Below are 22,160 nucleotides of genomic sequence, written 5' to 3'. Positions count from 1 at the left end.
TCCCCCATCGAGCGCCGCGCCCGCAACCGCGGATTTACGATTGTTTAGCGCTTACGCCGACCGCGTAAGCGCTTCGCGCGTGACCCAGTCCGACACTTCACACAGACCCCATACGCGCTTCGCCTTCAGCGGACACACTGCGGCGCAATCCCCAGCCGAGGTCCGCGCCATGCTTCCGAATTCCGACCGTTTCGATTGCGACCTGGTCGTGGTCGGCGCCAGTTTCGCCGGCGCCGCCTGCGCGCTCGCGGCCGTGCGCGCGGGCCTGCGCGTGGTGGTGCTGGAGCGCAAGCGCGATCCCGGCGACAAGCTGCGCACCACCGGCATCGTGGTCAAGGAAGCGGCCGAGCGCACCTGGCTGAGCCGCGCGCCGGAGAGCTGCACGCATCGGGTCGAGCGGGTGCGGCTGTATTCGCCGAACCTGCGCAGCATGGCGCTGAGCGCGCCGGGCTATTACTTCCTCACCACCGACACGCCGCGCCTGATGCGTTGGCTGGCGCAGGAACTGCAACGCCACGGCGTGGATCTGCGCCTGGGCGCGTCGTTCACCCACGCCGAGCGCGAGGACAACGGCTGGCGCATCGAAGGCGTCGGCCGCGCGCGTTTCCTGGTCGGCGCCGACGGCGCCAAGTCGCGCGTCGCCGAGCGCACCGGGCTGGGCCGCACGCAGGAGTTCCTGTACGGCATCGAGTACGAATTCCCCGGCGCCAGCCTGCCCGAATCCGGCGCCCTGCACTGCTTCGTCAGCAAGCGCTACGCGCCGGGCTACATCGGCTGGGTCGCGCAGAACCCGACCGGCGTGCAGGCCGGTCTGGCGCTGCGCCACGACGCCGAACACGCGCGCGTGCCCGACATCGACGGCTTCCTGGCGCGCGTGCGCGGCGCGGTCGGCTTGCCGGAAAATTTGCAGCCCGCGCACACCCGCGCCGGCCTGATTCCCTGCGGCGGCCCGGTGTTCCCGCTGGCGCGCGACGGCGCGATGCTCACCGGCGACGCCGCCGGCATCGTCTCGCCGGTCACCGCCGGCGGCATCCATTCGGCCTGGGCGCACGGCGAAACCTTGGGCCAAGCCATCGCCCTGCACGCGCGCGGCATCGGCCCCGCGCCGGAATCCATCGCCGAGGACGCCGCGCCGCGCTTCCGCCGCAAGCGCGCGCTGCGCTGGGCGTTCGACCGCTTCCAGTTCGACTGGCCGTTCGACCTGCTGCTGAACTCCACGCCGCTGCGCTGGGCGGCCGAGCAGGTGTACTTCCACAAGCGCGGGATGGGCGAGGACGAGATCGCGGAAGGCGCGGCTCGGTCGCGCGCTTCGGAGCACTATTGAAGCGGGAAATACTGACCAGGCGTTAGAAGTCAGCGAGCGCGAAGCGCCGTCGGTACGGCGATAGCTTGGCGACGCTTCGCCCTCAAACCCTCATTCCGGCGAAAGCCGGAACCCATTGCTTTCGCCGTCGTCGAGTCCGCTGGCAAACGTGGAGAAAGATCAAAATGGGTTCCGGCTTTCGCCGGAATGACGGGGAATGGAATCGAGCGCGCGGCTCAGGCCAGCTCGAACCGATCCCCATCCAACATCGCCGGAAACCGCTCGCGGTGCGCGGCCAACTCGGCCGCCTGCAAGGTCGTGGTGACCACCACTTCCTCGTCGGTGCATTCGCTGATCGGGTGGCCGAGGAAGTCGATCACGGCGCTGTCGCCGGCGTAATGCAGGCCGTTGCCGTCGGTGCCGACGCGGTTGAGGCCGGCGACGTAGCACAGGTTCTCGATGGCGCGGGCGCGCAGCAAGGTCTTCCACGGGTAGGCGCGCGCCGACGGCCAGTTGGCGACGTACAGCAGCAGGTCGTAGTCGAGCGCGCCGGGGCGTTCGACGTCGAAGCGGTTGCGCGAGAACACCGGGAAACGCAGGTCGTAGCAGACCAGCGGGCAGATCCGCCAACCCTTCCATTCCACGGTGAGGCGGTCGTGGCCGGCGGCGTAGCGCTCGTGTTCCTTGGCGTAGCGGAACAGGTGGCGCTTGTCGTAGGTCTGCAGCGCGCCGTCGGGCGTGGCGAACAACAGGCGGTTGAACACGCCCTCGTCGGTGCGCAGCTGCACGCTGCCGCAGATCGCGGCGCCGAGCCGGGCCGCTTGTTCGCGGATCCAGGCGACGGTCGGGCCGTCCATGGTTTCGGCGTTGCCGATGGCGTCGTTGCTGAAGCCGCTGGTGAAGGTTTCCGGCAGCAGCACCAGGTCGGTGATGCCCTGGGTCTGGCCGAGCAGTTCGCCGTAGTACTCGCGGTTGCCGGCGGGGTCGTGCCAGCGGGTGGCGCCTTGGATCAGGGTGATGCGCAGATCGTTCATGGGGGCGGAAGGCGGGCTCGGGTCTGCGGGCATTATGGCCCGAGTAAGCGAGTTAGGAACGGGACCGGCCGCAGTCCCTGTAGGAGCGGCGCGAGCCGCGACCGCGGGCACACAACTACGTCGAACGTTCATCGTGGGCGCGGTGGTGCGGTCGCGGCTCACGCCGCTCCTACAGGGAGCGGTCGGGGTCGCGACGCGACCGGGGGTCATAAAAAAAGCCGCCGGAGACCGGCGGCTTTTCGTTGGCGCTGGCGCCCTGCCCGCTTACCCGATCTTGATGTCGAGCATCGGCACGGTGACCTTCGGCAGCAGGCGCTGGGTGAACAGCTTGTCCTGGTAGTACTTGATCTTGTCGCACTTCACCGGGTGCGGGATGCCTTCGTACAGGAACACTTCGTTGTCGAAGCCCATCGCCTTGAGTTCCTGCGGCAGCATCAGCGCGCGGCGTTCCTCGGATTCGCTGCGCGAGATGTCCTTACCGCGGGTGATGTTGGTCTTGCGCACCGTGGTGTAGCCGAGCATCTCGGAGTAGTCGTTGGCGTCCTGCTGTTCGCGCGGGGCGTAGATGATCTGCAGCGCGTGGTTGGTGATGATCGTGCGCGAGACGTCCTTGCCGTAGGTCGCGTCGAGCTGCGACATGCTCTGGATGATCGGCAGCAGGCGGATGTTGTAGCCGGCCATGTACGACACCGCCGAGGCGATGATGTCGACCTTGCCGATGGAGGTGAACTCGTCCATCAGCAACAGGCACTGGTGCTTCAGTTCCTTGTTGTTCTGCGGCAGTTCGCGGGTGTTGAGGTTGATGATCTGGCTGAAGAACAGATTCACGATCAAGCGGCTCTCGGCCAGCTTGTTCGGCTGGATGCCGACGTAGATCGTCATCTTCTTCTTGCGCAGATCGGTCAGCAGGAAGTCGTCGGTCGCGGTGGCCGCGTCGAGCACCGGGTTGATCCAAGGGTTCAAGGGTTCCTTGAACGTGCCCAGGATCGAGGCGAAGGTCTCGTCGGCCTGCGACAGCATGTTGGCGAACGCGGCCTTCGCGTTCTGGCTCAGGAACGGACGCTCCGACAGGCCCTTGAGGAAGGGCTTGAGCTCGCTCTTGCCGTCGCCGGACGACAGCCGGAACACCGCGCCGATGGTCGGCTGGGTGGCGAACGGGAAGCCGACCTTCTGCGCGTCGTCGTAGGCCTCGAACAGGTACAGGGTGAAGGCCATGAACGCGTTGCGCGCCTGGCTGACCCAGAACTTCTGATCGTCCGAGCCGTCCGGATACAGCATCGCCGCGATGCTCATCAGGTCCGAGACGCGGAACGCCGGATCGGCGGACACGTAGGTCAGCGGATTCCAGCGATGGGTGCGGCGGTCTTCGGCGAAGGGATTGAACAGGTAGATCTCCTGCCCCTGCCCCGCGCGCCAGCCGCTGGTGAGGTCGAAGTTTTCCTGCTTGATGTCCAGCACCACCATCGACGCCTGGTAGTTGAGCAGGTTCGGAATGACGATGCCCACGCCCTTGCCCGAACGGGTCGGCGCGGCGAGGATCACGAACTGCTGGCCGCTGAGCTGGACCAGCTTGCCGTTGTACTTGCCGACCACGATCGAGGTCGGGGTCGACTTGAACATGTCCTTCTTGTCCAGGTCGCCGGCGTTGGCGAAACGCGCGTCGCCGTGCATGGACTGCTTCTTGGGCTTGAAGATCAGATAGAGCAGGCCCAGGTACAGCACGCCGGGAAAGCCGAAGCCGAGCATGCCGCCGATCTTGATCTTGTTGGCGTACGGCTTGACCTGCGGCAGGTCGAGCGCCTTGACGTATTGCAGATAGGTGTCCCAAGCCAGCGGCGCGCTGAGCTTGAGCAGCATCAGGGTGAAGTAGCCGGACAGATACAAACCCGCAACCGCGGTCACCAACAGCGCCACGATGGCGCCAATCGCCTTCCCTTTCACGTTTTACTTCCTGCTTGATCCCCGAACCCGCTGTCGGTCAGCGTCGCTTCCGGCCTGCCCGGAGCCCGGAACGCTCCGCCGGGCGCGATTGCGCCATCATATCCGGCGAAAGGCTGCCGTTGGACAACAATTCCCGCAGGATTTCCTCGTCCACCCACTTCATGGCGTCGCTGAGGGTCAGATCGTGACGCAGCTTGACCCCGTCCGAGGACAGGACCGCGTAGCCGTAGACGTCGTTTTCGACGAAATCCGAATCGCGGGTCAGGGCGACGATCTGGTACTTGCCCTTGGTGCGGACGTGGTGCTGGTATTCGTTGTTCAAACTCATGCGGTCCTCCTGGGCCTGCGCGCCGACGGCGCGCTCAGTCGCGCTCGCGGGTCAGCGCGCGCGCCGCGGCCGACGGCTGCTGTTGCTGCTGCTGACGCTCGTCGTCGCGATCGGGGGTTTGGCGCTGGCGCTCGGTTTCGCGCTCCTTCTCGCGCTCGCGCTCGGTCTGGCGCTGCTGGTCGCGCAAGGTCTGCTCGCGCACCAGCTGATCGGTCTGTTCGCTGCTGCGCTGCAGCGATTGCTGCGCGGCCTGTTGCGCCTCGACGTAGCAGATCCGCTGCGCCGGGGCGTCGCCCTCGACCGCGAACGCGCGCTTGCCGTCCTGGCTGAAGGCGACGTGGTCCACGCGCTGGCGTTCGCGGGTGGCCTCGGCCAGCAGCGCGCCGGCGAGGTTGTCGCGTTCGCCGGGGCTGAATTGGCGTGCCGCGTCGTTGCGGTCGAGGCACACGCGCACATGAGCGAACTGCTCGTGCTGCGGGTGGCTGGGGCTGCTGAGCAGATTGCGCTGCTGCGCCCGGCGCACCTCGTCGAGGGTTTGCGAGCTGGCTTCGGTGCCGACCCGCAGCGTTTGGTCTTGCGATTGCGAATTCATCGTCGTCTCCCTGCCGGAGCGGGTCCGGTCGCGATCCTTGGCCGCCGTACACCGGCAGCCTACCCCCAGCCGCCGGTTCGGTCGAACCCGGGCGCGGCCGAGGCAAGCGGCAGCGGCAGGCTCGATCTCCCTAGCGATCGAGCCTGCCGTGCCTGCCCCGCCCTCGCGGACGAAGCCGGGACCTCCTTGTCGCGAACCCCGCAGAGACTTCGACGCCGTCCCTGGCCTGCGGGGTTCCTCGATCGGCGCGGGTCCGCCGCCTCCACCGACGGCGCGGCGGCCTGTACCGATCGAACTGCGGCGCCGTCGCGGCCTCCTTGCCGGCCGACGCCCGCTTTCCACACCCGCCGCGCCTCCCGCGCGGCGGTTCCCGGCCGAGCCGGGCCCAGCCTCAGCCCAGCGTCATGCGCGGGGGCTGGTGCTGCTGGTGTTGTTGCTGCTGGCTCTGCTGCTGCGTCGCCTGCTGCGCCGGCGCGTCCTGGGCCAGACGCTGGCTCGATTGCTCGACGCTTTGGTTCATCGCCTGCTGCTTGTCGGCGTATACGCGGTGATGGGCCGGATCGTTCAAGCCACCCTGCACCGCGAACACGCCGTTGCCGTTGACGTTCTGCACGACGTGGTCGATCCGGTTCATGCCGCTGACGCGCGCTTCGTACGTCAGCGTGGCGGCGGCGCGCTCGCGATCCTGCGCGCCGCGAAAACCGGCCTCGGGCCCGAGCCGCTCCAAACCGGCCAGCGCTTGCCGGTACATGCCGTTGTCGGGATGGTTCGGGTTGGAGATCAGCGCGCGTTCGTCGCCGGCCTGACGCGGGCCGGCGTCGCGCAGCGCCTTCATCGTGTCGCGGCCGGCGACGCCGTCCTCGTGCAAGCCGTTCTCGCGCTGGAAGCGCGCGACCGCCTGCCGGCTGCGTTCGCCGAAATCGCCGTCGGGCGTGAGCGCGCGGCCTTGGTCGTCGCGATAGCCCAGACGGTTGAGCGTTTCCTGCAGCGCGCGCACTTCCGGCCCGCGTTCGCCCTGGCGCAGCACGCCGTCGGCGCCCGCGGCGACCGGCGCGGCGGCGGTGCGGCCGCCGTGTTCGCGCTGGTTCCAGAAGGTTTCGGGGTTGATGTTGTTGCCCTGCGCGTCCTTCATTTGGTAATGCACGTGCTGGGCGTATTGCGCCTCGCCGTTGGGGCCGCGCCCGCCCATCGTGCCGATCGTGGTGCCCGGCTCGACCCGCTGGCCGACCACGACCGACTGGCTCTGCGTGTGCAGCAGCTGATGGCGGTTGCCCTCGCCGTCGACGATGGTGACGGTGCCGTAGCGGCCGCCGACGAACTCGACCGTGCCGGCCACCGGCGAATGCAGGGTCGGATGGGTGAGGTTCACGCCGGCCTGTCCGCCGACGTAGTTGAAGTCCGAACCGCCGTGCGGCCCGTTGCCGCGGTGCTCGCCGTAGTGCCCGGTGATGTGCGGCGAACGCCCCTGCTGCGGCGGCAGGATGGTGTTCATGACGTCTTGGTAAGACATGTCGGCTCCTGATGAAAGACCGGTCGCGCCAGAGGGTTACAGCGAGTCGTCGCGCATGCGGTACAAGGTCCAGCACTCGCCCTTGCGGAAGAAGAACGAGAGTTGGTAATCGGTGTCGGGCTTGGCCAGCAGCACCTGCTTGTCGCCGTTGAGCTCGGTCTGGCTCAGCACCAAACCTTCGGCCTGCTGCTTGGCGCGGCTGGCCATCAGCGGGAACGTGAGCGCGTCGCCGTCGAGCATCGCGGTCACCGGCTTGGGCTCGGGGTCGGCGTTGGCGTCGACGGTTTCGCTGCGCAGCGGGCGCTCGGTGAACGCGCGTTGCACATCGGCGTCGTCGGCGAACGCCGCCAGGAACGCGTCGAAATCTTGCGACGGGCAGGCCGTGGCCGGTTTCGTTTCCGCCGCGGGCCGCGCCGGCTTTTCCGCCGCGGCCTGATCGGGCGCGGCCGCCGCCGGCTGGCTGTTGGAGGCCAGGTCGCAGCCGCCCAGCGCCAACAGGGCGCTCAGCAGCAAGGTTCCGGTCCAACGCGTGTTTTGCGATTTCATGCCTTGTCTTCCTCGTTCGAACTGCCGTGCCGCACTGTCGCAGCTAGCCTGTCGCGCGTCTGCGCACGGCCGCACGCCGTTCGCATCCGCCTTGCTTCCGGCCCGCCGGGGCCTTTCGGCCCCGGCGCCCGGCCTCGCCGTCCTTGGCGTCCGCTCCCTGGCCGCGTCGCGTCGCTGCGCGTTGCGCGGGCCGGTCCTCCCCGACCTGCCCGCTCCCGCGCTGCGCCGTCCCTGACTCCGCGTCCCGGCTTGCCGTCCTTGGCGGCGCATCCTGCGCCGGCGCCGCGACCGGATCGGACCGGTGGCGCAGCGCTGTCGTCCTTGCTTCGCGCGCGCCGCCTCCCCGCGGCGCGCGTCTTACTCCGTGCCTCGCGGCCCGATCAGGCGCTCATGACCTTCGGCGCGCGCTCCTGCGTCTGCGCGTTCGGGGTCTGCGCCTGCTGCGGCACGTCCTGGCGCAGCTGCTCGCTGCTGCGTTCCAGCGGCACGCTCGCGGCCTGCGCCTTGTCGGCGTGGACGCGGCGCGCGGCCGGATCGTTGAGCTCGCCCTGCACCGCGAACAAACCGGTGCCGTTGGTGTTGAGCACGACCTTGTCGATGCTGCTCAGGCCGCTGACCTTGGCTTCGTAGGTCAGCGTGCCGGCGGCGCGCTCGAGCTCCTGACGGTTGCCGAACGCGTTCGGGCCGAGCTTTTCCAGCCCCGCGACCGCCTGCTTGTACATGCCGTTGTCGCGGTTGGCCGGATCCGACAGCAACGCGCCGGGCTCGGCCTTTTCGGGCGCGGCCTTCTCGGGCGGCGCCTTCTTCAAGGCGTCCAGCGTCTTCGGACCGGCGACGCCGTCGTCGTCCAGGCCGTAGGCGCGCTGCGCCTGCTGCAGCGCGTGCTTGGTCGCCGGGCCGAAGTCGCCGTCGGGCTTGAGCGGATGGCCCTTGGCGTCGCGGAAGCCCAGTTCGTTCAAGCGCTCCTGCATCGCCTTCACCGCCGGGCCGTCCTCGCCCTGGCGCAGGCGGCCGTCGGCCATCGCGTCGGCCGGCTTGGCCGGCGCGGCGGGCTTGTGTTCGCCCGGCTTGTGTTCGCCGGGCTTGTGCTCGGGCAGTTCGGGCGCGCCGCGGCTTTCGGCCAGGGCGATGCCGCGACGCATGGTCGGGCCGTTGAACACCTTGGCCAGCTGCTCGGCGTAATGCGGATCGGTGGCGTAGCCGGCCTTCTGCAAGGCGCCGGCTTCCTTCTTCAGATCGCCGAGCGTGCCTTCGTCGAACAGCCCGGCCTTGGCGTAGCGGCCGTTTTCCTTGAGGAACTTGACCCGGTCGGTCAAGGCTTCGTCCATGGAACCGTAGACGCGGAAATCCTGGTCCTTCCAGACCTTCTTGCCGCCCTCGATCTCCCACACGTTGAAGCTCTTGGTCGGGCCGTCCCAGCCCTTGCTGTCCTTGATGTTGAAGATGTTGTTGGTGCCCGGCAGGACCTTCTCGCCCCAGCCGGTTTCCAGCGCGGCCTGGGCCAGGATCAGCTCGGCCGACATGCCGGTCTGCTTGGACACGCGCACGGCCGCCGGATACAGATCGGCGATGAATTCTTCCTTATTGCCCATGGCTAACTCCTTGTCTGCGCCCGGCTCGCGGCCGCGGCGATGGAACGGGATGAGTGGCGGCTCAGCGGCTCAGATCGGCCTTGAGCGCGGCGGAGAAATCCTTGCGTTGATCGGGCGCGTCGAGCGCGAAGTACTGGCCGGACACGACCACGCCGCCGTTCTCCCAACGCAAATGCTTGGCGCCTTCGGCGACGCTCGCCGAGAACGCGCCGTCGCCTTCGCCGACCGCGACATCGGCGCCGGCCTGCACCGCGCCGTCGGCGAGGTTGAGCTTGACCACGCGCAGCAAGGTCTGCGAAAGCGCCTGCGCGGGCTGGGTGTCGGACTGCAGCAGCACGTACAGCGCATCGCCTTGACGCAGGCAATGGGTGGCGCGGCTTTGGTAGGTGTCGGCGGGCAGGTCCAGCGTGCGCGTCCAGATCGGCTTGCCGGAGGCTTGCGCGAGGTAGGCGACCGGGTGCTGGTTCATGCCGTCCTCGTCGCTGGCGGCGCCGGCGATGCAACGCTGGTTGTCGCCGATCGCTTCGGAGGCGTAGGAAGAAAAGCCTTGCGGGATCTCGGTGGTCATCGGGGCGGGCTGCGTTTGCGGGGAGGACGGCGCCGCGGTCGCGGCGTCGGCGGACGCGGCAGGAGCCGCGGGCGTAGAGGTGGAACCGGCCGAGCCGTCGGGCTGCGCCACGGGGGACGATGGCGCGCCGGCCTGCTGCTGGCCGCACGCGGCGAGCGCGAGCGACAGCACGACGGCGAGGAGCGACGGAGCGTTGCGTTGGAGATTCATCGGCCGGTTCCGGATTTCGGTGGAAAGACGATTGCGGTGATGCGGGTGGCGCAAGGCGTTGCGTGAAGCGATGGCGCGATGCGCGGCGGGAGGCGGCGTTCGCCGTCGCGACGGCGAACGCGCCCTGCCCCGCGCCGCCGCGCACGCCGCGAACGGCGTGGCGCGGCGCGCCCGACGACGATCAGGCCGCCATCGTCTTCGCCTTGTTCTGCTGTTCGGTCTGCTGCTGCGCGGCCTGCGCCGGCACGTCCTGGCGCAGCTGTTCGCTGCTGCGCTCGACCGACTGGTTCGCCGCCGACGCCTTGTCGACGTAAGCGCGCGACGTCGCCGGATCGCTCGGCTCGCCGCCGACCGCGAAGTAGCCGGTGCCGCTCTTGTTCGGCAGCACCTGGGCGATCTTGTCCATGCCGCCGACGCGCGCTTCGTAGGTCAGCGCCGCGGCGGTGCGGTGCAGTTCGTCGGCCGACTTGAAGCCGCCGAGCTTCTGCAACTGCTGGGTCGCGTCCTGATACATGCCGTGGTTGGGATGCTTGGGATCGCACAACTGAGGATGCGCCAGCGACTTCTTCATCGCGTCCAGCGTCAGCGGGCCGGCGTCGCCGTCGGGCTTCAAGCCGTGCGCCTGCTGGAACTTGCGCACCGCTTCCTCGGTGCGCGGGCCGAAGTTGGCGTCGGCCGACAGCGGCTTGCCGTGGCCGTCGGTGTAGCCGAGCTTGTTGAGCCCTTCCTGCAGCGCGCGCACGTCGCGGCCCTTCTCGTTGCGGTCGAGCACGCCGTCGGCCAGCGCGCCGTGGCCGGCGTTGGCGGGCTTGGGCTGCTCGTGCTTGGGCTCGGCCTTGGCCTCGTGCTTGGCTTCGGCATGCGGCGCCTGGCCGCGGGTCTGGCCGCGGTCCTTGAGCAGTTCGCGCGCTTCGGCCAGCGGGTCGGTCGCGTACAGCTGCACGCCCTTGCCGTGCTTGTACTTGAGGTAATCGTCGACCGAGCTCAACTCCACGCCTTCGCCGCCGCGCGACTGGCTGATCTTGAGATCGCCGCTCTTGGGATCGCGCACCACCATGGTGATGTGGTCGATGCCCTTGTAGAAGCCCTTGTCCCACGAGGTGCGGCCGTTGTCCTCGCCGATGATCATGCCTTCCTTGAGCACCGCGGCGGTCACCGCCTTGCCTTCGATCATCACGCCCGACCGCTGCTCGGACTTGCGCACCAGCGCTGCGGCGTTGTCGTAGCCCGGCGAGAACATCTCGTCCTTGGAGAACACGGTGTGGCCGGCCTTGGCGTTGATCTCCTTCATCGTCGAGTTCTGCAGGTGGGTGATCCACCCCGAGCAATCGACCTTGCCGCTGTCCACGTTCTTGGAACCGAAGCCGTACTTGACGTAGTCGTACTGCAGGGTCAGCTGATACGCCGACTCCAGCGCGATGCCGCCGGCCGCCGCGCCCGGCTTGGGCGCCGCCGGCTGCTGCGCGGCGGGTTGCTGCGCGGCGGGCTGGTGCGGAGCCGGCTGGTGCGGCGCGGGCTGATGAGGCGCCGGCTGATGCTGCGCGGCCGGCTGCTTCGGCGCGTGCGGCTCGTCGCGCAGCGGCTGGATGTTCTTCTCCGGGATCGCGATCCGGTCGTACTTGGTGTCCCAGTACTTCACGAAGTTCTGCGCCATCTCGCGATCGGGCAGCTTCATGAACTCCTTCTTGGTGATGCCCAGGATCTTTTCGCAATCCTCGCTGGAGATGTTCGGACGGAAATTTTCGCGGGTCTTCTCGTCGAGGAAGTGGCCGGTGGCGATCGCGGTCTGGATCGAGCGGTAGCCGCGCGCGCCCTGCTGGTGCGCCAGGTACATGTCCATGCCGTCCGGCTCCGGCTTGCCCGACAAATACGCGCGGCCGTCGGTGGCGTGGCGGTTGGTCAGGGTTTCGCGGTTGTGCAGGTACAGCTTCGCCGCGGCGTCGGTGTTGACCACCGGATCGAATTCGCGGCCGTGGATGCCGTAGGCCTTAGCGGTGTCCGGCACGAACTGGAACAGGCCGGCGGCGGTCACTTCGCCCTTGCTGTTGCGGTGCGCGGCCTTCTCGTCGAACCGTCCGCCGGTTTCGATGTAGGCGAAGCGCAGAAAGTCGTCGCGCGGAATGCCGCTTTGCTTGGCTTCGCGCTCCACGATGTCCAGAACTTCCTTTTTGCTGTAGTCGTGCGCCATGGCGTCCTCTCTCTTGGTTTAGTTCGTCGCGGCGGCTGGCCGCGTCGTGTCGTTGTCGTGGGTGTTCGGTAATCGGATCAGCGCGCCGCGGTCGAGCGGTACGCTTGAGTTTTGTCGTCGTAGCGGTACAGCGCGCGGTCGCCGCTATCGAGCGTGCGCACTTGGCCGGGGCCGGAAATCTCGGTGCCGGACATCGCCACCGCGATCTGCGGCAACGCGCCGCCGGCCGCCTGGAACGCGATCGCGCCCTTGCTGCTCACGCACGGCGGCAAGGTCTTGGCGTCGACCGCGTCGGTGGCGCAGCCGTCGGCGTTGTCGCTGCCGGCATCGACGTTGCCGGCGTAGCGCCACGGCCCCGGATTGCCCGGCAGTTCGTCGCTGTGGGTGCGCACGAATAGATCGTAGTAATGCGCGCTGATGCCTTCGTTGATGCTCTGGCTCGACGGCACCGCCAGCACTTCGCCGCCGCCGTCGGTGACGAAGCGGGCGATCTCGCGCGCCTTGTCCACCGTCGGCGCGCGCTCGTAGCGACCGAATTCGCCGAGCGAGGGCTGCGAACCCAGCAGCGTCCACGGCTGCGCGGCGTCGCCGCTGCGCTCGAAGGTCGCCTGCGACAGCGTCACCAGCGCGTCCGGCGCGGGCAGTTCCTCGTCGCGTTCCTTGCCGTACTTTTCCGGCGTGGCGTAAGCGAAACCGCTGTAGTAGCGCTTGCCGCCGAAGTCGAATTCGTAGCCGTACCAGAAGGTCGCGACCGAACCGTTGGCGACTTCGTACGAGTCCGAGCCGTCGCCGCGCGCGTCGTAGATCGCGTCGAGCACGGCGCCGGGCGACGGCGGGGCGATGGCGGGAACGGTGTGCTGAGTGTCGTGCATGGGCTTGGCGTCGGGTTGGGCGACGGCCTGGGAGGCCGCCGTGGAAGCGCTCTGCGCGGTCGCATCGGGCGCGGCGTTGCAGCCGGCCAGCGTCGCGATCAGCAGCCCCAGCGCGAGCGCGGCGTTGCAGCCGGCCAGCGTCGCGATCAGCAGCCCCAGCGCGAGCGCGGGCCGGAATCGCGGTGCGGGCGTCGGGCGCCGCGGTGCGTTCGCAGAGGTGATGGAGGTTTTGATCGGTTGCATGGATCGGGTGTTCTGATCGATGAGGTCGTCGCATCGGCCGTGGCCGGGCTCGCGGTCCGAGGCGGACGGGACGCGGCCGAAGCCGCGCGCAGCGCGCTCCCGGGCGACCGCCGCCGTGGCGACGCGTTGCGCGCGGATCGAAGCGATCCGTACGCGAACGCGTTGCCGCGGCTCAGAGGCCCTGGGTTCGGTTTCTCTGCGTGTCCTGGCTGGGCGCCGCTTGCGGGGCGTCGAGCTTGGCCTGATAGGTCGACTGCTCCAGCGGCTGATTCGCCGCTTGCTGCTTGTCGACGTGGAGGCGCTGATGGCCCGGATCGCTCAGCCCGCCCTGCACCGCGAACAGGCCTGCGCCGTTGGCGGTGGGGACGACGTGGTCGATCTGCTTGAAGCCGCCGATCTTGGCTTCGTAGGCCAGCGTGCCCGCCGTGCGCTCGAGCTCGTCGCGGTTCTTGAACGCGTTCGGGCCGAGCTTTTCCAGGCCGTCCACGGCGCCCTTGTACAGGCCGTGGTCGGGATGGGCGGGATTGGACAGCAGCGGCGATTGCGCCGCCTGCTTGAGCGCGTCGAGGGTCTTGGGGCCGGCGACGCCGTCCTCCTTGAGCCCGTGCGCGCGCTGGAAACCGCGCAGCGATTCGCCGGTGCGGTCGCCGTAGTCGCCGTCGGCGCGCAAGGGCTGGCCCTGCGCGTCGCGGTAACCGAGTTTGTTGAGCGCTTCCTGCATCGCGCGCACGTCCGCGCCGCGCTCGCCGTGCTTGAGCAGGCCGTCGGCCATCGCCGGCGCGTTCGCGCTCGCCGCCGGACGCGCCGGCTGCGGCTCGTCGCCGCGCGACAGCGTCTTCGGATCGCGCGCCATGTATTGATTCAGGCCGTCGCGATTGCGGGTGATGTCGTGCAGGTAGTCGTAGTTGCTGGTGCCGTTGGCGTCGCGCGTTGCGCGCCCGCCGGTGACCGCGGCCACGGCGCCGCCGTAACCCGCGATGTGGCGCGCCTTGAGGAAACCGGCGACCAATTCGGGCTTGGAGTCTTCGTCGAGCACGCCGGCCTTGAGCGCCTGGCGATAGGCCTGGTCGCTGTTGGTCTTGAAGGCCTTGTCCTGCAGCTCGGCCGAGCCCTTGTACTGGTCCAGGCTCAGGCCGTGGTTCCAGTTGGACTTGTCGTCGAGGAAGCGGGTCATGCCGCCGGCGCTCGCCCATTTCCATTCCGCGCCGCGCACGGTGGCAGGGTCGAAGCCGTCGCGTTTCATCGCGGCGTCGAGCTTGTTCTTGTCGACATAGCCGGCGTCGGCGAGCCAACCGGCTCCCGCTTGATAGCGACCGACGTAACCTTGCTTGTTGGTGATGGCCAGATCACCGCCGTTGCTCTCGGTCATGACCGTAGAAGCAACCAATCGCCGGGTCATCGCGTCGTCCAAGTTCGCGATCGTACCCTGGTGGTACTCGTGGGCAGTGGCCGCTGCCTTCTCACGTCTATCAGCCATGATGCTGTTCCTATATGGATAGACTGGATCGTTAAGTTGTGTGTGGTCCTTACCGGGACCGGGTACCGCAAGCCTCCGTCAGAGGCTTCAGAGCTCCTTACAGCGCATCGACGCGATCTTCTGCGCCGGCTTGGTTAGGGTGAACTGATACGTGGTGGTGCCGGGGCCTTGATTGCCGCCGTCGTCCACATAGCCCTCAGCATACACGATTTTCGTGTCTGTCAAGCGCAGCTCGAAGAACTGATTGGCCTGGGTGTTCTCGGCCGTGGTGCCGTAGTCCAACTCGCACTGTCCGGCGATCGGCTTGACCGACGCGCCCGCGCCGAACTGGCGCTGCAGCACTTCGAGGTAGTTCTCGTTGGCGTAGAACTTCACCAGCACCAGCGAATGCACGCGCTCGCCGTCCCCGTTCAGCGTGGCGCCAACCTCGCCTTCGTTGGCCTGACGGGTGCCGGCCTCGGCGCCGGTCTTGCCGTCGGGCACGTCGACCAGGCCGAAGCCGCTCAGCAACAAGGTGCCGGCGCGGTAACGCGCGTCCTCGGGCGACGTCGAATCGGGATTGTCCTGCGGCGCCGGGTCGCGCCAGTGCACGCCAGCGGCGCTCTCGAACGCCGACCACGTCGCGCCGCCCTGAGCGGCCAACACATCCAGCAGACCTTGCAGCGGACTCATCACCTGCTTTCCTTGCTCAACTTGCGCCGCCGCGGCGGCCGCCGGAGCCGCCGGCGCGGCGGCCGGCGAGGTCTGGGCGGACGACGGGGCCGAAGCAGGCTTACAGCCTACCATCAGGGCCGCGACGAGCATCAATGCGCAATGGGGCGAAAACTTCATGCGGACCTCGCCGACCTGCGGCGTGTGCGGTGTGGGTGTTTTATCACAGTTGCATGCAGGCTTGAGGAGGGTCGAAGTTCAACCTGCGCCATCGACGTCGAACGGTTACCGCAAGACGGCCCGGCGAAACAAGCCGCTGGCGAGCGTCGCACTCTCCGGCTCCAGGGAATTTCCAACCGTCGCGCAATGCGCGCAGCGCTCGGACACCTACCGGCCCCTTTGCGTCGGTCGCGAATAGCGCGGCCGCAATGACGCAGAGCCAACGATTGCCGCTTCGCCACGCCGCTATCTCCGCTCAGGCAAACTGCAGTCCGAAAAGAAAACTTTGCATGAAGTACCAGCGCCGCGCTCGCACTCGTCGATGGCCATTTTTGAGGCTTCTTCGAGAGTAGCGCCGCGAGCGGCGCTCATCTTGTTGTTGCCCCACGCCAGCACGCCGCACTGGTTCGAATAAGTGATCTGTATTTGGCAATCGGCGCCGCCCTTGCTCTTGCACTGGGCCAACGCGCCTTGCCTCGCCTTACGTTCGCTGGACATGCTGCCGACGATACCGGTGCTGCCTGAAGCGCTATCCGTAGCGATAGCGCCCCAGCGATCAGCCCACCGACTCCGTGGAACCGTAGGAGCCGGCGCCTCCGCGGGCGTTTGATACAACCCAGGAATGGGCATGCATTGAACACCATTAGGCGTGGTGGTCGGGATGTATCCGTCGCCGCAGCCTTGCTCGGCTCGTACATTTCCCGCTGCGATCATCGCGACCCACCAAGCAAGGACATGGAGCTTACGACCAGCTCTCCACATGCTCATCTCCTTCCCTGCGCCCACAGAGTCCGCAACGAATTTAAGCGAATAGCGCTCAGCGGACCATATTCCATGCCGCCTCCAATGCATAAACGCATCCCACAAACGACTTCGGCGCCCCAGAGGAGCGCCGAAGTCAAAACGAAACCGGATGATCGACTATCCGAGCAATTTCACTGAATCCGCACGGGTAAGCTGCAATCCGAGAAGAAGATTTCGCACTCGGTGCCCGCCTCTTGCCTGCACTGATTGAGCCCCTTTTCGGACGCTTCCTCGAGACTCGTCCCATTCGCCGTGACCATCCGGTTGTTGCCCCACGCCAAAACACCGCATTGATTGGCGTAAGAAATCTTCACCTGACAATCGCCGCCGCCCTTGCTCTTGCATTGAGCGACCGCGGCCTTCTCGGCCTTCTTCTGGCTGGACATGCTTCCGACAATAGCGGTCTTCCCGGAAGCGTTGTCCATCGCGATCGCGCCCCAACGGCTGGCCCAACGTATCGGCGGAGCCGGCGGCGGCGAGTCGGAACCCGGCGTTTCGCGATACAGCCCAGGAATCGGCATGCATTGGACGCCCGCCGGCGTGGTGGTCGGAACGTACCCATCCCCACACCCTTGTTCCGCGCTCACATTGCCACCGACAACGAGTCCCGCGACAACCAAGGCCAACGAATAGAACCAACGATTGCCGCTGCGCATGACTCGAATCTCCTATGAAACCGTTAGCCCGTCGGCCTGTTGGCGTACTGGCCAGGACCGCCCGGTTGCCCCGGCGCCGGCTGCGACACCTGCGGCTGCGGCGGCGTATATCCGCCACCGGCGGCTTGAGCCCTCGCACGCGCCTCAGCGGCTTTACCGAACGACTCACCACCGCTTTGGAACGAGTTGTACGGATTGAAGCTACCCAACACGCCGTTGAAGAACGCGCCCGCCATCGGCGGCGCGGTCACGATCAACGCCGACAGGATCGTACCCAAACCGCCCTGCTGCAGCGCAAGACTCATCATGCTTTCGTTGCTGTTGGTTAATCCCAACAAGTCCGTCGCCCAGAACGCGCTGCCTACCGCCAATACGAGATCGATGGAGATCGTCGTCATCACGATCAGCACGCCCATCGACATCATCGTGGCTATGCCATAGAACAACCATCGTTGGAACAAGGCCTTGGTTTGATCGAACAGCAAGCACAGGACGAAGAATGGCCCCAGTCCGATGAACAGAGCCATAGCGATCTTGTTCAACAGCATGGCGATCATGGCCATGATGACCGGGCCGCCGAGGCCGACGCCGATCATGGTCATCGCGCGGTTCTTGGTGTCGTTGACCATCGGGTCTTCGCCGACCTTGACCGAGCCGACCAGATCCAGACCGGCCTGCAGGATGCCGAGCACCTTGTCCATGTCCTCGTACGGACCTTCATCCGTGCGGCCGGTCACGACATTGCGCACCACGCCGCTCAGGCCGTCGGTCAGAGCCACGTAGTTGACGTTGACCGTGCCGGCCATGGTCACCGCCATGCCCACGATCAGGACCGACCTCAGCGAATTCACCACCAGCGCCATCATCGGCTCGCGCGATTGGCCGGTGGCGATGCGGAAGCCCTGGACGATGATCCAGAGGGTCACGATCGAGGCCGCTACGGCGCCGATGACCTGGGCCACTCGCTTGAGCAGGTTGCCCTGGAACTTCATGATCATCTTGTCGACGTGACTTTTGATCAGCGAGAAGAACTCCATGTTCTGCAGCTGCACGTGCAAGTCGAGCCAGTCCAGCAGCGAGCCGGTCCCCAGCGATACGGTGTGGATGTCCATACGTCTTTCCGTCTCCATCGGCGGGCCGGCGGCCCACCGCTACTTTGTCGTTGCTTCGTCCGCCACCGCTCCCCGCGGCGGCGATCCGAATTACAGGTCGCGCTTGCCGGCGACCGACAGCGCGCCCTTCAGCGCGACGCCCTGCACGACCTTGCCGATCGCCGGCAGGCCGAACGGGCCCTTCTGGCTCGCGCCCTCGTTGGTCAGCGCGCGCTTGGCGGTGGCGACCATGTCGTCGTTCAAGGTGTTGAGGATCGCGGTATAGGTATCCAGGGTGTACTTGCCGTTCTGGATATCGTTCTCCATCTGCGTCTGCAGACGGGCGATGTCGTTGGTGTTGGCGTCGAGCTTGCCCTTGTCCTGCGCGCCGGTCAGCTTCTCGCGCTGCTTCATCAGCTTCTGGATTTCGTCGTCGCGGGTCTTGACGTCCTTGAGCATCTTGACCATGGCGTTGAAGCGCAGATTGCTGATCTGCACGGACTTCTGGCAGATCGCAAGCTGCTGGGTCGCCACGTTGCTGCGGCCCTTCTCGCAGGCTTCGATGCCTTCGTTGGTGCCGCGCTCCTTGAACTCCGGATTGTCGTCGCGGAAGCCGGTGATCGAACCCAGATTGAAGTTGCCGGGATTGAGCTGGTCGTACTGCTTCTGCAGCGTGCTCAGCTGATCCTTGAGCTTGGTGTACTGGTCGGACAGGGTCTTGGCCGACTGCATCAGCTTGGCGTAGTTCATGCCCTGGGTGAACTCGGTCGCCCACTGCGCGTGCGCCGGAGCGGGCGCCAGCGCGACGCCGGCGGAAACGACCAGGGCGACGGCCATGGCCAGGGTGTGGAACGAAGAAGAGGCGGTCTGCTTCATGATCGAGATTCCTTGAAATTGAAAGACGGCAATCCGGTATCGTCCGGCGTCAAAGTTCCCGGGACTGGGCCAGCGACAGCCCTGCTTTGAGCGCCACGCCCTGCACCACCTTGCCCGCGATCGGCGGCAAGCCGAACGGGCCCTTCTGGTTCGCGCCCTCGTTGGTCAACGCCCTGCGCGCGGTCTTCGCCATTTGGTCGTCCAGCACCGCGATCATCGACGTGTACAGCTCCATGGTCATCAGGTAGTTCTGGCCGTCGTTGACGGTGCCCGCCTTGAGCTGCATGGAGGTATTGGTGTTGGCGATCAGGCGGCCGGCATCCTTGGCCCCGCTGATGCCGCCACGGTTGGCGCGGATGTCGGCGATCTTCTTATCGCGGGTTTCCGCGTCCTTGAACATCTTCACCATCAGGTTGTAGCGGCGATTGATCAGCTGCTGCTTCGCCTTGCAGATGTTGTATTGCTCGTCGGCCACGACGCTACGGCCCTTCTCGCCGCACACCGCGTCCACGCCTTCGCCGACCGGGCGCTCCTTGAGATCCTCGATCTGGACCCGCGTGCCGGTCATCTCGCCCAGGTTGAAATTGCCCGGGTTGAGCTGCTCGAAGCGTTCCTTGTTCTTCTTGACCTGGTCGATCCAGTTCTTGTACTTGGACACGTCCTGGGTGTAGCTGGACACCCACTCGACCTTGTTCAGGATCTGGGTCGGCTGGGTCATGCACGCGCCCATGAACTGCCAGTAGTAGTAGTTGAACGTGCAGAACGCCTGCGCGGGCCGCGGCACGAACATCGCGCCGGCGCCGAGCAACAGCGCGAACAGCAAAGCGGACGATTTGTGGTGCATCGTGACTCTCCTTGAGTGGCCGCCGCGGGCTCCCGGGCCAGCGGCGGTTACTGCGATACAGCCAATCCTTTCGGTTGTAACGTGGCCGGCGCCCGGCCCGGGTCAGGCCCGCGCGGTGCGCGACTCGGCCTGAACCGCCTTGCCCTTGCCCGAGCCCTTGCGGTTGGCGTAGAAGTCGGCTAGCCACTGCTCCGGGGTCAGGTCGTCCGGGCTGATCCCCGCCTTGTCGGCGGCGTTCTGCAGGACGCGGTGCATGATTTCGATGTTGTCGGTCGACGCCGAGATGACCGCCAGGGCGTCGTCCATGCCGCGCAGGTTGAGCTGGCACACCGTCGCCGCATGGCCCTGCTTGACCAGGAAGCAGCGCGAACGCTCGTCCAGGCTCCTCACCACTTCGTATTCCGCGTCGGTCAGCTTGAGGCCTTCGATGTAGTCCTCGCGGCTGGCGTTCGGGTTGGGCAGCAGGATCAGTGTCGCGGTCTGTTCGATCAGCGAGGCGGAGATGTCGCTGGCCAGCGCGTCCTCCGGGCTCTGCGTGGCGAAAATGCCCAGGCCGTTCTGCTTACGGATGGTCTTCTGCTTGTTCTTGGCGAATTCCTTGAGCGCGCCGCCGCCGTCCAGAATCTTCCAGAACTCGTCCATGACGTAGATTAGCGGGCGGCCGTCGATCAATTGCTCCAGACGGTGCAGCAAATAGTTGATGACCGGGACGCGCACCTCGATGTTGTCGATGACATCGGTGTAGTCGAACCCGATGATGTTCGCCTTCTCCAGGTTGATCGTGTCCACCGGATTGTCGAACACCCAGCCCAGCGAGTTGCCGGCGGTCCACTTGCGCAGGCGCGCGTAGAGGCCGTCGTCGCCCATGTTGGGCAGGCTCTTCTGGAAGTTGGTCATGCTGCGCAGGTGCATCGGCGTGTCGAGGATGTTCTCGACCGCGCGGAAGATGTCCTCGTCTTCGCGCGCCGAATACTGCGACTTGTTGGCCAGCACCTTGATCAGGTCGGCGAGGAACTGGACGTTGGTTTCGTTGTTCTCGCACTGGAACGGGTTGAAGCCGGTCGGCTGACCGTTGTCCAGCGCCAGATAGTTGCCGCCGCAGGCGCGCACGAAGATCTCCGCGCCGCGGTCCTTGTCGAAGAAGAAGATCGTCGGCGTCGGCTTGAGCTTCTGCACCTGGCTGAGCAGGAAGTTGATCAGCGCGGTCTTACCGGTACCGGACTTGCCGATCACCATGGTGTTGGCGATCGCCTTCTCGCCCAGCGAGTTTTCCGCCGGATGGGTGGCGTGGAAATTGAAGTAGTACGGCTGGCCGTTGGTGGTCTGCAGCGTGGTCACGCTGTCGCCCCACGGGTTGTTGTGCGGCTTGCCGGTGGCGAAGTTGTGCAGCGGCGACAGGCCGAGGAAGTTCAGCGAGCTGACGTTGGCCAGTCGCGTGCGGTACTTCCAGTTGGCCGGGAACTGCGAATAGAACGACGCGGTGATCGCCAGGTCTTCCTTGGCCGAGACGAAGCCGGCGTTGGACAGTTCCGCGCGCGCCGACGCCACCTGGGCCGCCAGCTTTTCCTGGCTTTCGGCGTAGATGGCGAAGGTGAAGTGGTACTCACCGAGCACGAAGTTGCCCGAGGCGAGCTGGTCCATCGCGTAGTCGAGTTCGACGATCTGGCTGACCGCCTTGTCGCCGGAGGACACCATCATGCCCTTGGTGCGGTCGAGCACCTTGAGCGCGTCATGGCGCCCCATCGGGCTGAAGGAGTGGGTGATGACGTATTCGTAGTCGAGGTACTTCAGGCCGTTGAGGATGCCCGGATAGGTGCCCTCGGCGTATTCCTTGACGTTCAAGATCGCGCCGAAGTGGTTCGCGCCGGTCGGCGTGGTCACCACGAAGTCGCCGGACTTGGCCGAGAAGGTCAAACGGCTCACCGGCAGGTAGTTGTAGACCGGCGCGTTGAGCACCGGCACCGGCTCTTCCAGGCGGTTGAGCAGGTAGCCGAAGAATTCCAGCGCCTCGGAGAACACGATGCCGTTCTTGGCCTCGTACATGCCCAGGCGGTAAGGCGCGTAGTCCTTGATCACCGCCTCGACGTTGCCGGCCAGCTCCAGCACCTTGGCGACCGACTGGTCCTGCTGTTCCTGCAGCACCTGGGCGCTGGCGGACTTCTCGACGAAGCGTTTGCTGCCGACCACCGGCCGGTACAGCATGGTCAGGTACAGCTCGTTCTGCATCAGCTTCTGCGCCGACAGCGAGGCGTAGTAGCCGTCGGACAGATCCTGATTGAAGAGCTGGCCGAACTTGTTCTCGGTGTTGATGCGGCGGCGGCGGCGCACGTCGTGCACCCAGAACGCCACGTTGGTGAAGTCCGGCGCGCGCAGGGTCTGCAGCAGCCGGTTGAAGGTGTTGTGGCGGTGCTCGAGCTCCCACTCTTCGCGGCCCACGAACGGCAAACCGCCCAGGCGCCAGACCAGCATGAAATCGCCGCCGGTGGTCTTGATCACGGTGGGCGCCACATGCGTGGACAGCGGAATGAATTCGCTGATGGGAGTATCGGGCGTGAACATGTAGAGGTCGGCGCTTCCGTGAGGTGGGTACGATCGGATCGAACGTCCGGCGCGGG

The 22,160-nt window shown here is 66.5% G+C and carries 18 protein-coding genes; 1 reads left to right on the top strand and 17 read right to left on the bottom strand.

The genetic code is table 11. From position 1 onward, the window contains the following. The first annotated feature begins 169 nt into the window (after positions 1-169). Entirely contained in the window at positions 170-1,324 is a 1,155-nt protein-coding gene (locus J5226_RS15930; protein WP_215835421.1) for an NAD(P)/FAD-dependent oxidoreductase, read from the top strand. Positions 1,325-1,539: 215 nt separating this feature from the next. Here the strand turns inward: J5226_RS15930 and J5226_RS15925 are convergent, their stop codons facing one another. From J5226_RS15925 to J5226_RS15840, 17 genes are all read right to left on the bottom strand, one after another. Then, positions 1,540-2,337, bottom strand: a complete 798-nt coding sequence (locus J5226_RS15925; protein WP_215835420.1) for an amidohydrolase — start codon at positions 2,335-2,337, stop codon at positions 1,540-1,542. 264 nt (positions 2,338-2,601) lie between these two features. Then, positions 2,602-4,278, bottom strand: a complete 1,677-nt coding sequence (locus J5226_RS15920; protein ID WP_255322816.1) for a type IV secretory system conjugative DNA transfer family protein — start codon at positions 4,276-4,278, stop codon at positions 2,602-2,604. A 37-nt stretch (positions 4,279-4,315) separates the two neighbouring features. Continuing rightward, positions 4,316-4,606, bottom strand: coding sequence for a hypothetical protein (locus J5226_RS15915; protein ID WP_215835419.1), 291 nt, complete (start codon positions 4,604-4,606; stop codon positions 4,316-4,318). 34 nt (positions 4,607-4,640) lie between these two features. Continuing rightward, a complete protein-coding gene (locus J5226_RS15910) occupies positions 4,641-5,198 on the bottom strand; it encodes an XVIPCD domain-containing protein (RefSeq protein ID WP_215835418.1) in 558 nt (185 codons plus the stop codon). Positions 5,199-5,589: 391 nt separating this feature from the next. Then, positions 5,590-6,708, bottom strand: a complete 1,119-nt coding sequence (locus J5226_RS15905) for an XVIPCD domain-containing protein (RefSeq protein ID WP_255322815.1) — start codon at positions 6,706-6,708, stop codon at positions 5,590-5,592. A 36-nt stretch (positions 6,709-6,744) separates the two neighbouring features. Next, a complete protein-coding gene (locus J5226_RS15900; protein WP_215835417.1) occupies positions 6,745-7,254 on the bottom strand; it encodes a hypothetical protein in 510 nt (169 codons plus the stop codon). 380 nt (positions 7,255-7,634) lie between these two features. Beyond that, entirely contained in the window at positions 7,635-8,846 is a 1,212-nt protein-coding gene (locus J5226_RS15895) for an XVIPCD domain-containing protein (protein ID WP_215835416.1), read from the bottom strand. A 61-nt stretch (positions 8,847-8,907) separates the two neighbouring features. Next, a complete protein-coding gene (locus J5226_RS15890; protein WP_215835415.1) occupies positions 8,908-9,624 on the bottom strand; it encodes a hypothetical protein in 717 nt (238 codons plus the stop codon). A gap of 181 nt (positions 9,625-9,805) precedes the next feature. Then, on the bottom strand, positions 9,806-11,812 hold the full coding sequence (locus J5226_RS15885) for an XVIPCD domain-containing protein (protein ID WP_215835414.1): 2,007 nt from the start codon (positions 11,810-11,812) through the stop codon (positions 9,806-9,808). Positions 11,813-11,889: 77 nt separating this feature from the next. After that, positions 11,890-12,927 carry a hypothetical protein gene (locus J5226_RS15880; RefSeq protein WP_215835413.1) on the bottom strand — a complete coding sequence of 346 codons (1,038 nt, stop codon included), beginning with the start codon at positions 12,925-12,927 and terminating at the stop codon, positions 11,890-11,892. A 172-nt stretch (positions 12,928-13,099) separates the two neighbouring features. Then, positions 13,100-14,404 carry a peptidoglycan-binding domain-containing protein gene (locus J5226_RS15875; protein ID WP_255322814.1) on the bottom strand — a complete coding sequence of 435 codons (1,305 nt, stop codon included), beginning with the start codon at positions 14,402-14,404 and terminating at the stop codon, positions 13,100-13,102. An 87-nt stretch (positions 14,405-14,491) separates the two neighbouring features. After that, on the bottom strand, positions 14,492-15,076 hold the full coding sequence (locus tag J5226_RS15870; protein WP_215835412.1) for a hypothetical protein: 585 nt from the start codon (positions 15,074-15,076) through the stop codon (positions 14,492-14,494). A 1,133-nt stretch (positions 15,077-16,209) separates the two neighbouring features. Continuing rightward, on the bottom strand, positions 16,210-16,734 hold the full coding sequence (locus J5226_RS15860) for a DUF4189 domain-containing protein (protein ID WP_215835410.1): 525 nt from the start codon (positions 16,732-16,734) through the stop codon (positions 16,210-16,212). Positions 16,735-16,757: 23 nt separating this feature from the next. Then, positions 16,758-17,846, bottom strand: a complete 1,089-nt coding sequence (locus J5226_RS15855) for a type IV secretion system protein (RefSeq protein WP_215835409.1) — start codon at positions 17,844-17,846, stop codon at positions 16,758-16,760. A gap of 90 nt (positions 17,847-17,936) precedes the next feature. Further along, complete coding sequence (locus J5226_RS15850; protein ID WP_215835408.1) at positions 17,937-18,701, bottom strand: type IV secretion system protein; 765 nt, start codon at positions 18,699-18,701, stop codon at positions 17,937-17,939. 49 nt (positions 18,702-18,750) lie between these two features. Next, entirely contained in the window at positions 18,751-19,545 is a 795-nt protein-coding gene (locus tag J5226_RS15845; protein ID WP_215835407.1) for a hypothetical protein, read from the bottom strand. A 102-nt stretch (positions 19,546-19,647) separates the two neighbouring features. After that, positions 19,648-22,104 carry a VirB4 family type IV secretion/conjugal transfer ATPase gene (locus J5226_RS15840; RefSeq protein WP_215835406.1) on the bottom strand — a complete coding sequence of 819 codons (2,457 nt, stop codon included), beginning with the start codon at positions 22,102-22,104 and terminating at the stop codon, positions 19,648-19,650. Positions 22,105-22,160 lie beyond the last annotated feature (56 nt).

Source organism: Lysobacter sp. K5869 (assembly GCF_018847975.1).
Classification (GTDB): Bacteria; Pseudomonadota; Gammaproteobacteria; order Xanthomonadales; family Xanthomonadaceae; genus Lysobacter.
Note: the sequence above shows the minus strand (reverse complement) of the source record. Positions and strands in the feature narration are given on the sequence as shown.

What these genes read in the sequence shown, in the direction of transcription:
- J5226_RS15875 (WP_255322814.1), bottom strand. Translation starts at nt 14,404, where the DNA reads ATGGCTGATAGACGTGAGAAGGCAGCGGCCACTGCCCACGAGTACCAC.
- J5226_RS15885 (WP_215835414.1), bottom strand. Translation starts at nt 11,812, where the DNA reads ATGGCGCACGACTACAGCAAAAAGGAAGTTCTGGACATCGTGGAGCGC.
- J5226_RS15850 (WP_215835408.1), bottom strand. Translation starts at nt 18,701, where the DNA reads ATGAAGCAGACCGCCTCTTCTTCGTTCCACACCCTGGCCATGGCCGTC.
- J5226_RS15900 (WP_215835417.1), bottom strand. Translation starts at nt 7,254, where the DNA reads ATGAAATCGCAAAACACGCGTTGGACCGGAACCTTGCTGCTGAGCGCC.
- J5226_RS15925 (WP_215835420.1), bottom strand. Translation starts at nt 2,337, where the DNA reads ATGAACGATCTGCGCATCACCCTGATCCAAGGCGCCACCCGCTGGCAC.
- J5226_RS15910 (WP_215835418.1), bottom strand. Translation starts at nt 5,198, where the DNA reads ATGAATTCGCAATCGCAAGACCAAACGCTGCGGGTCGGCACCGAAGCC.
- J5226_RS15840 (WP_215835406.1), bottom strand. Translation starts at nt 22,104, where the DNA reads ATGTTCACGCCCGATACTCCCATCAGCGAATTCATTCCGCTGTCCACG.
- J5226_RS15895 (WP_215835416.1), bottom strand. Translation starts at nt 8,846, where the DNA reads ATGGGCAATAAGGAAGAATTCATCGCCGATCTGTATCCGGCGGCCGTG.
- J5226_RS15890 (WP_215835415.1), bottom strand. Translation starts at nt 9,624, where the DNA reads ATGAATCTCCAACGCAACGCTCCGTCGCTCCTCGCCGTCGTGCTGTCG.
- J5226_RS15915 (WP_215835419.1), bottom strand. Translation starts at nt 4,606, where the DNA reads ATGAGTTTGAACAACGAATACCAGCACCACGTCCGCACCAAGGGCAAG.
- J5226_RS15855 (WP_215835409.1), bottom strand. Translation starts at nt 17,846, where the DNA reads ATGGACATCCACACCGTATCGCTGGGGACCGGCTCGCTGCTGGACTGG.
- J5226_RS15880 (WP_215835413.1), bottom strand. Translation starts at nt 12,927, where the DNA reads ATGCAACCGATCAAAACCTCCATCACCTCTGCGAACGCACCGCGGCGC.
- J5226_RS15930 (WP_215835421.1), top strand. Translation starts at nt 170, where the DNA reads ATGCTTCCGAATTCCGACCGTTTCGATTGCGACCTGGTCGTGGTCGGC.
- J5226_RS15845 (WP_215835407.1), bottom strand. Translation starts at nt 19,545, where the DNA reads ATGCACCACAAATCGTCCGCTTTGCTGTTCGCGCTGTTGCTCGGCGCC.
- J5226_RS15870 (WP_215835412.1), bottom strand. Translation starts at nt 15,076, where the DNA reads ATGAGTCCGCTGCAAGGTCTGCTGGATGTGTTGGCCGCTCAGGGCGGC.
- J5226_RS15905 (WP_255322815.1), bottom strand. Translation starts at nt 6,708, where the DNA reads ATGTCTTACCAAGACGTCATGAACACCATCCTGCCGCCGCAGCAGGGG.
- J5226_RS15860 (WP_215835410.1), bottom strand. Translation starts at nt 16,734, where the DNA reads ATGCGCAGCGGCAATCGTTGGTTCTATTCGTTGGCCTTGGTTGTCGCG.